12 protein-coding genes, 1 pseudogene and 1 riboswitch are annotated in these 15,479 nt (G+C 36.3%); of the genes and pseudogenes, 6 read left to right on the top strand and 7 right to left on the bottom strand.

The genetic code is table 11. The features are described 5' to 3' along the window. Positions 1-101: 101 nt before the first annotated feature. A complete protein-coding gene (locus QUF86_RS16555) occupies positions 102-1,694 on the bottom strand; it encodes a glutamate/serine transporter AimA (protein ID WP_289334905.1) in 1,593 nt (530 codons plus the stop codon). Between the two features lie 56 nt (positions 1,695-1,750). Beyond that, positions 1,751-1,829: riboswitch (ZMP/ZTP riboswitch) on the bottom strand. A 613-nt stretch (positions 1,830-2,442) separates the two neighbouring features. Continuing rightward, positions 2,443-2,616 (bottom strand): hypothetical protein, encoded by a 174-nt coding sequence (locus QUF86_RS16550; RefSeq protein WP_289334904.1) that lies wholly within the window; start codon positions 2,614-2,616, stop codon positions 2,443-2,445. Between the two features lie 352 nt (positions 2,617-2,968). On the opposite strand from QUF86_RS16550, the gene QUF86_RS16545 reads away from it, so the two are divergent. Then, on the top strand, positions 2,969-3,880 hold the full coding sequence (locus QUF86_RS16545; protein WP_289334903.1) for an MFS transporter: 912 nt from the start codon (positions 2,969-2,971) through the stop codon (positions 3,878-3,880). A 15-nt stretch (positions 3,881-3,895) separates the two neighbouring features. Continuing rightward, positions 3,896-4,693: a carbon-nitrogen family hydrolase gene (locus tag QUF86_RS16540; protein ID WP_353957667.1), complete on the top strand. Its 798-nt coding sequence runs from the start codon at positions 3,896-3,898 to the stop codon at positions 4,691-4,693. A 156-nt stretch (positions 4,694-4,849) separates the two neighbouring features. On the opposite strand, the gene QUF86_RS16535 is transcribed toward QUF86_RS16540, so the two are convergent. Both QUF86_RS16535 and QUF86_RS16530 read right to left on the bottom strand, forming a co-directional pair. Beyond that, on the bottom strand, positions 4,850-5,479 hold the full coding sequence (locus QUF86_RS16535) for a fumarylacetoacetate hydrolase family protein (RefSeq protein ID WP_289334902.1): 630 nt from the start codon (positions 5,477-5,479) through the stop codon (positions 4,850-4,852). Positions 5,480-6,186: 707 nt separating this feature from the next. Then, positions 6,187-7,431: an MFS transporter gene (locus QUF86_RS16530; RefSeq protein WP_289334901.1), complete on the bottom strand. Its 1,245-nt coding sequence runs from the start codon at positions 7,429-7,431 to the stop codon at positions 6,187-6,189. Positions 7,432-8,277: 846 nt separating this feature from the next. Between QUF86_RS16530 and accD the strand changes: the two genes are divergently transcribed. Next, complete coding sequence (gene accD, locus QUF86_RS16525; protein WP_289334899.1) at positions 8,278-9,105, top strand: acetyl-CoA carboxylase, carboxyltransferase subunit beta; 828 nt, start codon at positions 8,278-8,280, stop codon at positions 9,103-9,105. Continuing rightward, positions 9,102-10,063 (top strand): annotated as a pseudogene (locus QUF86_RS16520) (acetyl-CoA carboxylase carboxyltransferase subunit alpha). Before accD ends, QUF86_RS16520 begins: the two are co-directional and overlap by 4 nt. 430 nt (positions 10,064-10,493) lie before the next feature. Here QUF86_RS16520 and QUF86_RS16515 read toward each other — a convergent pair. Further along, positions 10,494-11,723, bottom strand: coding sequence for an NAD(P)/FAD-dependent oxidoreductase (locus QUF86_RS16515; protein WP_289334898.1), 1,230 nt, complete (start codon positions 11,721-11,723; stop codon positions 10,494-10,496). Positions 11,724-12,119: 396 nt separating this feature from the next. Beyond that, positions 12,120-12,755 (bottom strand): FMN-dependent NADH-azoreductase, encoded by a 636-nt coding sequence (locus QUF86_RS16510; protein WP_289334897.1) that lies wholly within the window; start codon positions 12,753-12,755, stop codon positions 12,120-12,122. 512 nt (positions 12,756-13,267) lie between these two features. Between QUF86_RS16510 and QUF86_RS16505 the strand changes: the two genes are divergently transcribed. Next, the gene (locus QUF86_RS16505) at positions 13,268-14,074 is read left to right on the top strand and encodes a histidinol-phosphatase (protein ID WP_289336241.1); all 807 of its coding nucleotides are present in this window, start codon (positions 13,268-13,270) and stop codon (positions 14,072-14,074) included. A 250-nt stretch (positions 14,075-14,324) separates the two neighbouring features. On the opposite strand, the gene QUF86_RS16500 is transcribed toward QUF86_RS16505, so the two are convergent. Beyond that, positions 14,325-14,507, bottom strand: coding sequence for a YjcZ family sporulation protein (locus tag QUF86_RS16500; protein ID WP_353957666.1), 183 nt, complete (start codon positions 14,505-14,507; stop codon positions 14,325-14,327). A gap of 403 nt (positions 14,508-14,910) precedes the next feature. Here QUF86_RS16500 and QUF86_RS16495 point away from each other — a divergent pair, with 403 nt between their 5' ends. After that, on the top strand, positions 14,911-15,114 hold the full coding sequence (locus QUF86_RS16495; protein WP_289315958.1) for a hypothetical protein: 204 nt from the start codon (positions 14,911-14,913) through the stop codon (positions 15,112-15,114). Positions 15,115-15,479: the final 365 nt, after the last annotated feature.

Genomic DNA, 15,479 nt, shown 5'->3' with positions numbered 1-15,479 from the left:
CAGGTGTTCCAATTTGCGAACACTTTTTAATAAATAAAAAAACATGGTCATAAAGTAACCATGTTTTCTTTTTACTCATATAGCTGTGTCTACACTAAGAGTTATTTATTAATAAATTCTTTGTTGATTTTTTCAGCCTCAGCCAAGTATTCTGTTTTAATCCCGCTCTTAACTCCCCACCAATAGAAGCAGAGTGCCAGACATGCGATGACCACCATATCCCAGCCAAATGTAAGAATATTTTTTCCGCCGAACTTCTCACTTCCAATATAAGAAATCAAAATCATACAACCTAAGTAAAGAAGCATCCAAACACCTGATAAAAATTGTTTTTTGAATCCATTCCATTTATTTTTAGCTTGATAATAAAAGTAAATAGGTAGTCCAATGGCAATGATGAAAACGACTTCTCCTGTTAATGGCCAACGCGCCCAGTATAAAGTCAGCGATGCAAAAACAAATCCACAAGGAGCAATAATAGAAGCGCCTTTTAAGTGAAATGGACGATTAAAATGAGAAGCTGTACGTCTTAATGTTGTCAATGCAACTGGCCCCATGATGTACGAAATAAGTGTAGCAACTGAAATCACTTCAGCAAGTACGCCCCATCCGCGGAATAAAAATAAAAAGATAAAACATACGCCTAAGTTTAATAACATCGCTGGACGAGGAACACCATATAGTGGATGTAATGTACCAAAGATATTCGGTAAGTACCCATTTTTCTGCATTCCATAAAGCATTCGCGAAGTTGTAGCTGTATAAGTGGCACCTGTACCAGATGGTGATACAAACGCATCTACATACAATACAATCGCTAACCAGTTAAGGCTAAGAGCAATTGCCAAATCTGCAAAAGGTGAATTAAAATTCAGTTGACTCCATCCGTTCACAATCATAGACGGATCGACAGCACCGATAAAAACAACTTGTAAAATAACGTATATAAAACCTGCAATTAAAATAGACCCAATAACAGCAATTGGTATAGACTTATTCGGCGACTTCGCTTCTCCTGCCATATTAACGGGACTTTGAAATCCGTTAAACGCAAACACGATACCAGAAGTAGCTACTGCTGTTAAAACGCTTGCCCAACCATATGGTGCGATTCCTTGAGAACTTGTAAAGTTTTCACCATGAAATCCAGCAAAAAATAACGATCCTGCCATTACACCTGGAACAATTAATTTAAAAATAGTAATAAATGAATTTGCCTTAGCAAAAAGGTTAACTGTCCAATAGTTGACGAAGAAATAGAACAATAATAGTAAAGAAGCTATGAATAATCCTTTGGTCGTTAAGATATTGTTATCAACTAAGGAATGAGACCATCTGGCCCATTCCCAAGGCCACGTACTCATATATTGTACCGAAGCAATGGCCTCAACGGTAATAGTCGAAGCGATCGAAATCCAGTTCGCCCACGCAGCTAAAAATCCAATAAAAGAACCATGCGAATATTGAGGATACTTAACCATTCCTCCAGCTTCAGGAAACATTGCCCCAAGCTCTGCGTAAGATAATGCAATAGATAAAATTACAACCATACCGATAATCCAAGAAAAAATAGCTGCTGGCCCAGCAATCTGGGCGGCTTTCCACGCTCCGAACAACCAACCTGAGCCGATAATAGAACCAATACCTGTCATAGTTAAAGCAAAAGTCCCCATCTTTCTATGCATATTACTCATCTCTACCTACACCTCTTCCTAGGAAAATAAAAAACACTTGATCTATTTATAGATCAAGTGTTTGCCCAGGCGCGCGGCTTATACTCTATATGCTCCCCCATGGTTCTCCATGTTGCGCCAGTTACATATAGGAAAATAGTTTTTTTATAGTATATAGGATTATTTTAAATTTCACAACACTTGAAAAATATTTATATTTTATATATATTCTTATTTATTTTTCGTAATTCCCTATCAATATTCATTTTAATTTGAAAAAATTAGGTAAATTAAAGTCCAAAAAACAAACATTCGATTTCCGGAACACACGCTACATCAATAAAATCATCTCTCTTTAACATTATACTTAAAAATCTTTAAGAGCTTATATTCGCAAAATAAACCGTTCATATTTTACAAATTATATCCAACAACATTTACATAAACTGTTCTTTTCTTCCTCAAAAAAAAGCCATGCACATGAAACACACTCGGCATAGCTAGAGTGATGAACGTAGATTGGATTTCCAAATATACTAATAGAAGCAAGTGCTATGTAAAATGTGCCTTCCTGGCTTTTCATTGATTAGGTTAATCTGAATAAATTAAATTTTGGATATTATTAATAAAAAGCTAAAGGAATTACCCAGTACCCCTAGTCCTCCATGTAGTGCCAAAGCTTCGCTTGTTATACAACCAGCCTCAAACATGATTCTACAAGTAAGGGATCGGAGAATGTTCAAACATACCCTCCTGAAAGACGTCTACTTTATCCCCACCCCTTAAAAAATACCTCAAATGCATTAGTTTGGAGGACACATCTGTATTTTTTGATTAAAAAGTCCAGTGCATCTTCATCACCATTTTGGATTTTCCCAACCAACATTACATCTTCCATATGAGTATAGCTTTCCACTCGTTTCTTCTCGACGATTACACTCATTTATTTTCCCCACTCACTAAGTTGAGCACCGACATAAACGTTGCATTACCACTTCAATGTGTTAAAGTGAATACAATATAATAATATCTCAGAAATGGAGATAAGATATTCGTAAATAACGACATTTTTCTACAAATTATGATTATAAATTTTGGTATGCTTGCATCATTAATCTCTTTAGGTTAGGCGTTAGTTCAAATTCCGGCAAGACTTATGGCAGAAAAATTTGGTCCTAGAAAAATGATCGCTTTTTCTCTAGTATGGTGGTCAGTATTTACGGGTTTGACGGGTTTAGTTAAATCTCACGGTCTATTGTATCGGTCTGATTCTTACTTGGATAGGTGAAGGACCGATGTTTCCAGCTAATGACGTATTTAATACAAACTGGTTTAGAAGTGATGAAAAAGCCAGAGCATCCAGTGCATTATTGGCAGGTTCATATTTTGGACCAGTTATCGCCCCTATCGTCACGGTTTATATCTATCAATATTTTGGTTGGCAAGCTGTATTTTATATTTTTGGATTAATAGGAATAATCATTGCAGGTGTATGGTATGTTATAGCCCGAGACTATCCTGAAATTCATAAACTTGTGAATGAACAAGAAAAAGAATATATTCTAGAAGACAGAGAAATTGTTGATAATGCTAAAGTTAGAGCCCCTTGGAGTACTTTTCTGAAAAGCTATCGATTTTGGGCGTTAGGATTGCAATATTTCGTTGTTTTGTATATTATCACTTTCTTTTTAGTTTGGTTACCTACATATCTACTGGAAGATCGAGGATTCTCATTAAGTAAAATGGGACTTGCTGCAAGCCTACCTTGGTTAGCAATACTGATAACAGTAATGACTGGTGGTATTCTTTCCGACTACTTAGTACGTAAAGGTTTTTCAAAGCAAATATCAAGATCCTCTTTAGCTATATCAGGTTTAATAGTATTTATTATTTCAATGTACCTTGCCGTTATGACATTATCTCCTTATATGAATGTTTTATGGTTATCATTATGCTTGGGTTCACTAGGATTTACAGTAGTGTGTTCTTGGGCTTCCGCTACAGACTTAGGGAGAAACTTTTCAGGTTCCGTTTCAGGTTGGATGAACTTGTGGGGAAATCTAGGAGCTTTTGTATCACCGTTATTATGTGGTTGGTTAGCAGAAAACTTTGGTTGGAATATCACATTAGGAGTAACTGTAATCCCTGTGTTTATTGCAGCTATATTATGGTTGTTTGTGAAACCAGATACATCATTACTAAACTAAATACTATTAAGAGGAGTGACCGATTTGAATTATTTAGTATTTCAAATGGATTTAGTGGTTGGAAATCCTGTAGAGAATAGGAAAATCATTGAACGCTGGTTAGAAGCTAACTATAGTGATGATGTAGATGTTGTTGTACTTCCTGAAATGTGGTCTACGGGCTATGCGTTGGAGGAATTGAAAGAAATCTGCAAAGTGGATGGAAAGCAATCCATTGAATTTTTACAATCACTGGCTAAGAAGTTTAATGTAAACTTGGTGGGTGGCTCGATTGCCGTATTAGAAGGTAAAGATATCTTTAATCGTGCGATTATAGTAAATCGAATGGGTGTGATTGTTCACACATATGACAAGATGCACCTTGTTCCGATGTTAGATGAACCTAAGTTTTTAACGGGCGGCCATAATCAAGTTGAAATATTTGAACTTGAAGGTGTGAAGATGGGGGTTATTATTTGTTACGATTTACGATTCCCAGAAATTATTCGTGACTTAGCATTACAAGGTATTCAAGTGTTACATATCGTCGCAGAATGGCCACTTGCAAGGGAAACACATTGGAATACGTTACTTCGTGCGCGCGCAATTGAGAACCAAATGTATGTTGTTGCATCAAATGTGGCGGGGACAAAGCTAGGGGTGGAATTTGCAGGTTGCTCACAAATTGTAGATCCATGGGGAGACATTGTTCAAAAATTGGATCAAGAAGTTGGTGAATTAAAGGCAACTTTAAATTTAGAGAAAGTACCCCAAATAAGAAAAGATGTTCCCATATTCGATTCCAGAGTACCAGAAAAGTATAGAAAGTTATAAAATAGGAGCTACTCCAGAGATACCAATCTTTAGGAGTAGCTTTTACGTTTAATTCAACAAAGCATATGTTTCACGTAAAATCCATTGATAATTTTTATTTTCTTATGCAACTACTGTCCCGATAGTTGCATAAGAAAAGGAAATGACTACTCTTTATCATGGATGTAGTGTGACAGAACAGGATCCAATTTCCTTTCCACCCCAGTTTAGTGAAAGCTTGTCTTGATCTGCAAGAGGACCGACGCCACTAGGAGTACCAGTAAAAATAATATCTCCTTTCCCAAGCCCAAAATGCTCTGCTGTAAAATCTATAATTGTTTGCAAATCAAAAAGTAAGTCCTTAATATTTCCGACTTGTACACGCTCTCCGTTTTTAAAAAGGGAAAAATCTAATTGTTTACATGCTTCGACACCTTGAAACGGAATGAAATCACTTACAACAGCCGAATTTTTAAATCCTTTAGCCAAAAGCCAAGGATGCTGTTTTTGCTTTAACTGTGCTTGAACATCTCTAAGTGTTAAATCCAAACCAAGGGCTATGGCATCTACTATTTCATCTACTTTCATTCCTGTTTCGTACGGTTTTGCGATATGAAGGACAAGTTCTGTTTCATAGTGAATGGAACCCTGATTACTCGGCAACGTAATTGACTGACCATTCGCTTCAACTAACGAATGAGTTGGTTTTGAAAATAAAAAAGGGGAAGTTGGTACTTCATTATTTAATTCTTTTGCATGCAAAGCATAATTTCGACCTACACAATAGATATTTTTAATGTCTTTCATTATTAAACCCACTCTTTTCTTTTAAAGAATAAAATTTTTGTTACCAAAAATTTCAGATTTCTTTTTTATTAAATCTTACTTTGTAATGATTCAATAGTAAATGGAACTAACGCCCTTGTTTTTTCTTTAACTACTTTTTTAATATTAATAGTTTTTTCGCATAAAATTCAATCTCAAACGATTTCATAATTATTAAGTGTGCTAGATTGGCCAAGTTCAACCTTCCTTACTATTAATTCTTCACAAACCCAGCACACGTATGAACAGTGATTCTCTAAAAGATCACATACTTCCTAACGAGTCGTTGTTACTTTACTTTACTTTACTTTACTTTCAATTTCGATAATCCTACTCAATACAGGAACTTTATTTTGGAAAAGCCTCTGTTTTTGAAACTCGTATTATGTCACTAGGAAAGTACTTTTTAAAATATTTAACCACCATTACATGTATATCAACTGTAAGATGATATTTTTGCAATTCACTATCTGTTGAATAGGCATCAAGTGCATTTATCTCTCCCAGTTTGTTTATAGTATTTTGATAAGTTCTATATAGCTAACTCGTTTGTTATAAGTGAAAAGGACATAGTCTCCTTACATATTGTTTTAACTATGTAAAGGAAACTATATCTGGTAATTTTATAACAAACTTACTTTTTAGAACTTGGACGTTTACAATTCGGACCTTTATAACTGTTATATATATTAAAACGTTTTTTTCTCTTTGATCAAAATGACACCTAACAATCCCATCAAAGAAAATATGACAGGAATGAGAAAGCCATAATGATAGCCCACATCTATAGAATGCCGAGGAAATAGATCCAGTACATTTCCGAAAACACTAGGCAACAAAACGGCACTTAAGAATCCACCCATATTGGCAAATCCTGAAACAACACCTACTTGTTGAATAGGAAATGATTCCCGTACCACTGCAAAAGTCAAAGAGCTAGCTCCATTTCCAAAACCTATGATAAATAGTAAAACCACCACCATTATAAATGGAGGTTTTACGCCGGAGAAGAACAACCCACTCCAACTGCATAAGACAATTAGATGGATAAAGGTGTAGACTTTTTTGATAGAACCCATCCGGCTTGTAATCCAGCTAATTAAAGGGCCTCCTATGATGGCTCCAAAAAGACCATACATAATAAGCTGGCTTGCCCCTGAACGAGACATTTCAAACACATGAATTCCATAGGGAACTCCCCACGAACCGATGAATCCTATATATGTGCCAACCACTCCAAAGTGGCAAAAGAAAGTGGCCCAGGCTTGACGGGTAGAAAATATTCGGCGTAGAATCGTCCAAACACCTTCCCGTTCTTTAATTAGAACTTCCTTGGCTTTGGAATCATCTTTAAATAGTTGTTTTGGTTTCGATACAAGAACGACATACAGAAGATATGATGAAAGCACTAAAATAATTCCTATGCTAAGGAATGGGGTTCTCCAACCAGCGAATGAAATCCACATGGAAAAAGGAACGGTAGCTGATAACGAACCAAGGCTCGCAACCATGGCAACCAGGCCTAATAATTTTACAAATTCCTGTGCCTTAAACCATTGGCTTAATATTAAAACCAAGTTGACAAAAATGGTGGCATCTCCAATTCCAACTAATAACCGGGAGAAAATCAATATATATTCATTGGGAGAAAGGCTGTATATTAGGCTTCCCAGCCCATTAAGGAGTGTGCCGATAATAAGAAATCGATTGGGGCCATATCTGTCTGATAAAAGACCAACCGGTATTTGTAATCCTGCATAAGCTAAAAATTGAATGCCGCTCATAAGACCTATGGTAGAGGCGGAAACATGAAAATCCTTCATCAATTGATCGGTAATCAGACCAGGAGCCGTTCTTTGGCTCACAATTAAAAAGTAAGCAAATAAAACGGTGCCAAATACCACCCATCTATAACCGCTTTCTTGTTTATTCATCTTTATGTATCGCCTCCCGTCTAAACCTCAACCTCCCCACAAACAAAATCAATGCAGCGTGAGCACATACCGCTCTCATACATGAAACCCCCAATTAATCTAATTCAAGCACTGGATGCCACATAGGGCTCTTCGATTTATTCAAATTAGGTGACATCCATCACATTATAAACAGCGTGACCGCCATAATTCAGAATTTCTTTTTGTAGTTTTCTAAACAAACTTCGCGACGAGCTACCGATACCAGCTTCGCACCCTTAGATGCAAGCTCCTTTGATGCGGCTTCTCCATTGCCTCTGGAGGCGTAATAAAGACAACTTTATCTTGAAAATTAGACATACTACATACCATCTTTTTAGTTTTACCCACTTTTGGAGCAAAATGTACGATTATTTTTGGTGCGGTGATAATTCCTGGGATTTTAATCCCTACGATTCATATATAGTGAATCACACGATAGGAGTTTATTCCAATTATATGATTTTCCCCCTCATGACACCTAGGTACATATGTCCATTTAATTGTAATGAACTTCGTAACCCATTCCTTTACTTTAGTAATTGCATATGATACCTCTATCCTCTTTTCAGAAAGAGAAAGAAGTCTTTAATACTTTTATAAGTACAAGCCTATGTAATTCCCGTCAATATAACCCTGTGTTTCTGATTCATTCATACCTTTTTCCTCCTCCCAGTAAATGTATTAATACAGGAAAAGTAAAATCATAATGAAGGACCGACAATAAAGTTTCATTCTCTACAATTACTATGATTTTAAAAAGTTTTATAAAAATATCGCGCTCCTTTTTTTACATAAATGGGAGCGTAACTTGTTATAGGAGGATTGATGAAGGTGTATCCAATAAAGAGAGAAAATATCGAATCGGACTCTTTTACTTGTAAATCGTGTGGGGAAACGTATGATCACTCTCTTATGAAAATGAATTTGAATGTTTGTCCTAAGTGCCAATATCACTACCCCGTAACAGCTTATGACCGCATTTCAATGATTACAGATAGTAATTCTTTTTCGGAATTCAATAAATGTTTAACTTCCGTTGACCCGTTATACTTCCCTGAATATAAAGATAAATTAGTTTCTGATAAGAAAAAGACTTCATTATATGATGGGGTCATTACTGGGGAAGCTTCCATAGGCGGCTATCCGGTTGTAATTTGTATCATGGATTCTCGCTTCCGTATGGGTAGCATGGGCTCAGCAGTGGGTGAAAAAATCACAAGATCCATTGAAGAATCATTAAAAACCCGAAAACCATTAATAATATTTTCAGCAAGCGGTGGAGCTCGGATGCAAGAAGGGATTCTTAGCCTTATGCAGATGGCGAAAACGAGTGGTGCTTTAGATAAACTAAACTATGAAAAAATTCTTTTCGTATCCGTTTTGACGAATCCTACAACGGGGGGCGTTTCTGCTAGTTTCGCTTCATTAGGCGATATCAATATTGCCGAACCACAAGCTTTAATTGGCTTTGCAGGTAGACGCATAATTGAACAGACTATAAGAGAAGAACTCCCGGAAAATTTCCAAACCTCTGAATTTTTATTAGAACACGGTCAACTGGATATGGTTGTAAATAGAAGTGCATTAAGACAATCAATTACAACCATTTTAAAAATCCATCATCTAAATTTCAGGGAGTGCCTTGAACGATGAATTTTCAAGAATTAAAAAAACTAGAAAACCATATTGCCGAACTGAAAGAGATGTCAGCAAATCATAATCTTGACCTTTCCGAAGTATTAAATAATCTTGAGCAAAAAGCCAATGAAATCAAAAATCACATTTATGAGAATATGGAAGTTTGGGATAAAATTAAACTATCTAGAATTCAACAACGCCCTACTACTTTAGATTTCATCCATCATATTTTTGAAGACTTTCTTGAACTTCATGGTGACAGACTTTTTGGGGATGACCCTGCTATGGTTTCAGGAATAGCTACCTTGAGGGAATGCCTATTACTGTAATAGGAAATCAAAAAGGGAAAAATACAAAAGACAATATCCATCGTCGTTTTGGCATGTCGCAACCTGAAGGCTACAGAAAAGCTCTAAGAATTATGCAACAAGCCAATAAGTTCAATAGACCTATCGTAACATTTATTAATACGTCTGGAGCCTTCCCAGGTCGTGAAGCAGAAGAACGTGGACAATCTGAAGCTATTGCCCGCAACCTTCGTGAAATGGCTGGCTTTGGAGTGCCCATAATCTGTATTATTATTGGTGAAGGTGGGAGTGGTGGCGCGTTGGCTTTAGGTATCGGCAATCGAATCTTCATGCTAGAAAACACATTTTATTCGGTTATATCGCCTGAAGGAGCAGCAGCATTATTATGGAAGGATGCCACACAAGCAAAACGCGCAGCTGAAGTATTGAAAATTACGGCTAAGGATTTGATGAAACTAGGCGTGATTGATGAAATCATAAAAGAACCTGTTGGAGGAGCACATATTGACCTCCCTCTTCAATCGCAATATATCCAAGAAACTCTACGAAAAGCATTGCAAGAACTTGGTCATTTAGATAAAGGCATTTTACGCCAACAACGATATGATAAATTCCGCAAAATTGGTGAGTATATGGACGAAATACTGGTTAAAGGTGATAATTAACTAAATCGCGGAGTATTTTCATGTTGGATTTCAATTCAATTGAAAATCGCCAAACTTCGTTATTTTGTATGCTAAGCAAATCCCAGTAAAAAAGAGCTGTTTCCTGTACGTAAGGAAATGACTTTTTTTATTTCTCTAATTTGTGCCATGGCACCTGGTGAAAAAAGTGCCAACCGTAGCTTTGAAATAAAGATTGATTAACCGTTCCTCTTGAACCCCCATATTAGGGGTAGCACCACTGATGCAGGCTCAATAGGTTAAGCTGTATTGTATAACCCGGGCAACTTTACCCAGAGGATACGCTTTCCAAAATGAGATTGAACTGCTTTATAATTTGTTTGAATTAGTCCTATCTTAAAATGATATTGTCGCTCTATGTTTATAGTGAATTATTTTTGTACTTGAATCACTTTATTTTTTAGAAATATCGCTAGTTCGACTGCATGATTCGTTCGAGTTCTTTTTCTAAATCAACGGGCTCATTTGCGTAATTGTAAATCCCTAAAAACTTCTCTATGGCCTCTGGATGGGAACTGATTAGCTTGTTGACAGCATCCTGTTGTTCAGTTATGCGTTCATTCTTCGAAATTTGGCATCCCACGTGAAACCGAACCATAAACTCATCTTCCATTGCCTTTTGATATTCTTCAGACATTTGATTTGATTGATCGTATTGTCCCTTATATTTTAATAGAATATTGGATAATATACGTGCCCCAAATATAGCATCATGGATACCCTGTGCCATGCCAGGATCTTTAAAACAAACTGCATCTCCAACTAACGCCCATCCTTTTCCCATTCCTTTATACCAGTAATTATCATACCCTAGAATGCCTTTGACCGGTTCTTCTAGTTTTGCATTTTTCAAGCGCGCCCCAATTGTTGTATTCGGAAAGTTATCTGTTAAGAGATTGCGTAGACCGCTTTCCGGATTTAATTTCAACCGTTCTATCAATCCCTTATTTCCTAATGGGAAAATGCCGACAATAACGTATAAATCATCATTCGTCGGAAAGAGAATGGCTGTGTTATCTTTTAACTTGTATACTTCGAATTTAGGGACATTATCATGGCGAAATCCAGAGAAATACCCAAAATAGATGCCGACTGTTGCCGGAATACTTATTTTGAGTTCACTTTTTACCAGCTTGCGAATAATAGAGGATCGGCCGTCTGCACCGACTACCAGGCGAGCTGAAAATTCTTGTTTCTCGTTGATGCTGTCTAAACCTTTCACGCCTATTACTGTTTCGTCTTCACGGATGACATCCGTCACACGAAATCCTTCCAAAACAGTTACATTCATTTGAGATTTGGCATGTTCAAGTAGGATATGATCGAGATAAGTTCGTCTAATGCAATAACAACTGTCCTCTCCGTAAACCTCAGGGATGAGACCTTCTATCACGGTATCCTCAAATTGAAATTTAATATCCCGTACCGGTGGTGCTTTTGTTTCCAATAACTTGTCCAGGACACCTATTTCTCGAAGAAGAGCGACAGTATTATTGAAAAAGGTATGGGTTGATAATGTGTCCCTTGGAAAAGTCGATCGGTCCACTAACAACACATGGAAACCAGCTTTAGCTAGATAAATTGCCAAGGTAGAGCCGGCACATCCAGCACCGGTAATGATGACATCATACATCTTATTCATCGTATCACTCCATTTTTAAGTACAATTATTAACTTGCATTTCCAGTTGCAGGGTTCTAAAGTTAATGCTCCTATGAGTTAAAGCAATGGGGAAAATTGATAAGAATATTCTTCATACATAAAGTATGGAAAATAAAACGAAATAAGTACAGAGAATTCCAAAGTCGATCTCCTCTACGTTTAGGATCGACCTTTTTTACTTCTTCATATAGAACATTAAGAAATTAAATTATCTGGCGAAATTTTAAAAAGCCAAAATACTAAATACCCACTAAATAAAAGAGATACGCCTTTATTAGAGAAATGCCCCTGATTGATGAAGTAAGAATAAATAAATCCAGATATTACTTTTAATTATGCAAAAAAAAAAGAGCCAACAAGTTGTTGACTCTTTGGTTTAAAAAGTAGATGCTAAATCTTTTGATCGTGCAATGGCATTTTCTTTAATTTCTTGTGCTTTATCAGGCATTGCAGCATGTCCTTCAACGAATATACCTTCAAAGGATGGCACTCCTAAGAATTGCATAATGATATTTAGATATCGGTGACCCATTTCCATTTCAGCTGCAGGTCCTTCGGAATAAATACCACCACGAGCTTGAATATGCAAGGCTTTCTTATCAGTTAAAAGACCAACTGGGCCTTGTTCGGTGTATTTAAATGATTTTCCTGCAACACAAACGGAATCAATATATGCTTTTAATACTGGTGGGAATGAAAAATTCCATAAAGGTGTTACAAATATATATTTATCGGCAGCTATAAATTGCTCACATAACTCTGAGAGACGACTGACTTTTGCTTTCTCTTCCGACGAAAGTTCTTCAAAGCCCTTTCCAGATTGAAGTTTCCCCCAACCACTGAAAACATCTACATCGATCTCAGGAATATTTTCTTTATAAAGGTCAATATTCACAATTTCATGGCTAGGATTAACTTCTTTATAAGTGTCAATAAATGCTTTTCCAACGGCCATACTGTAAGATTGTTTGTCATCATGAGGATGAGCTGTGATGTACAATATCTTTGTCATTTTGTATCTTTCCTTTCTTTTTACATATTTGAACATTCTAGTTTGTCTAAGAAATCCAACATTTATACAAACCCCGAACTAAAAATGACCAATTCCTTTTCCTTGTACAATGCGCCCTTAAACTGAATAACCTTCTTCTAGCTGGTTTGTTTAAGACCAATAATTTTCCTCCAATCATATTTTTTCGTGTTGACCAATTTGATTCTGCTTCTTGTTTCTACTAGGAACAACTCACAATGAATGTTGTGTAACCGACAAACATAAGAAAATCCCACGACTAAGAAATTTTCTGGCAGGTATAAAGTTGTTTTCAATGATAAGTGATATGTATAAAATTAATTCCTTAAAATAAAGGGGTATCACCACTAAAGTAAATCCATTCCCCGTCCATAACGGCAGATTTAAGGAAGGTATAAATCTTCTTACAATTTGTGAGAAAGAGTTTGAATTTTGGATATGATAAAACAAGACAATATGGTTGGTTTTAGGAGGCTAAGCAATTGACGAATTCAATAAAATTTGATCTGCACACTCACCATGAGCGCTGTGGACATGCTATCGGCACAATTGAGGATTATGTAAAGCAAGCCATTGAATACGGATTGCATTATATTGGGATTTCTGATCATTCTCCATATTTTTATAGTGAGGACGACCATCTCTACCCAACTATTGCAATGGCAAAAAGTGAACTTGTCCCTTATATTGAGGAAGTACATCGTTTAAAAGAGAAATATGAAGGTAAAATTCACGTGTTATTAGGAATGGAAAGTGATTACTTCCCTGATCACATTGAAGTCTACCGTGATCAATATCTTTTACACCCTTTTGACTACATAATTGGATCTGTTCATTATGTTCAAGACATTAGCATTTTTAAAAAAGAGCGTTGGAATGGTTTGACCTCAAAAGAACAGTCAAGAATCAAGGATGAATACTATGAATTAATACAGAAATCAGCAAAAAGCGGAGTGTTTCAAATCTTAGGCCATATTGATGCAATGAAAGGGTTTTATCCAGCCTTTTCATCCATTGAAACAGACAGTATTGAAAAAACGTTGAAAATCATTAGTCAAGAAGATATCGCCATTGAGATCAATACTTCTGGTAAAACAAAAGATTGTGGTGGATGGTATCCAGCGGATGACATTTTAGAACGAGCACTTTTCTATAATGTGAAGGTAACATTTGGATCAGATTCCCATACACCTGAACGTGTTGGTGATGAATTTGAATTAGTCCAAAAAAGACTAAAGGAGATCGGCTTTTCTGAGTGGGCTTACTTTGTTAAGAAGCAAAGGATTCTCACTCCACTTTAACCTTCCCGTCAATAGGATTAGAACTGGACCGGATAGCCAACTTCCATTCTAACCAGGTCTATTGCGTCATCACATTCATAACCCTGTACCTTTTCACCATAAATATCCATATCAAGAACGGTGTTACCATATTGGTACCATTTTTTGAAACGGGCCCTGAAAATGATAAGTGTAAGAATTTACACATGCAAAGGACAGATTAATTGAAGAAGCCGACCAATTAAAGGTCGGCTTTTTTCATATACAATTTTTAGCAGAAACCGCCGTAGCCTTGAACGGGGGCAGGACCACCGTAACCTCCATCATCACAACAAATAGTAGCTCCAACAATGATCAAGAGTATAAATAATACGACTATAAAGGCGAAACCTCCACCAAATCCAAAACCGTTATTCTCACAATCACAATTTGATTCATGACCACAACTTGACAATAAAAACATCTCCTTATTTGTTTTAAGGAGGAATTAATTTTATGGGTTACTTCACCATATGTTCTAATTAGGATAATGACACAATTATCACTTACTGCAGGACATCTTATCACCATAAAAGGCGAATCCTCATGTTCTTTTTTACTCAGTCTTCCTGTCCCATTTGGTTGCTATCCTCTTTAGAAAAGCCTGCTTTTCCATCTGTGTGATGAGGTTTGTCACGTCGGCAACTCCATCTAGCTTCGGTTTTCTAGGCAATGGCACCTTTCATAGTGAACAACAAGATAGCAAGAGATTGATTAATTACAGGCCCTCAGTTCGTAAAAGCTTAAAAAATATTGGATTTTATTTTGGATCAATAGTTCATACTAATTAGAAATTACTTGTTAAAGAAGGAGTTTATATGCCTAATCAAAAAAATAGTAACCCTAACACATCCCAACATAAAAATCAGGTTAGTCGTTTAAATAAAGAAAAGGATACACTCGACATACTTAACCAAGAAATGGAAGTGGATACAGATGTCAATGAAGATCCAAATCGGGAAAAGTTATTAGATGAATCAGTTGATGCTTTTCTACAATCGAAAGAAGAACAGCAATATTAGAAATCAAAAAAAGTGATACATAATTAAACTAGAAGACAAGATAAAGTCATTTCTCACCAATGGAAATCAGATCATTCCACCAGTGAACATTTTCAAAAGGGCCACTCCTGAAGCTATTGGGGGCCCTTTTGTATTAGTCTTGTAACTCTTATTTCCTTACTTTCACCTAGCTCACGAGACGAGAAAACTCTTCATCGACTCAATCCAGTTCTATTTTTAAATGGTAGGTTAAATTTTGTAAACATTATTATCTAAAAAAAAGATTGGCAGTTCCTTCTTGGAGGACCGCCAGCAAAACGCGAATTTACAACGTTAAGGATGTTCTCTATTAAAAATCCCAATCTTTCAATGATATAAATCGAAAA

Source organism: Peribacillus sp. NJ11 (assembly GCF_030348405.1).
GTDB lineage: Bacteria > Bacillota > Bacilli > Bacillales > DSM-1321 > Peribacillus.
This window is presented reverse-complemented; position numbering and strand designations above follow the sequence as displayed.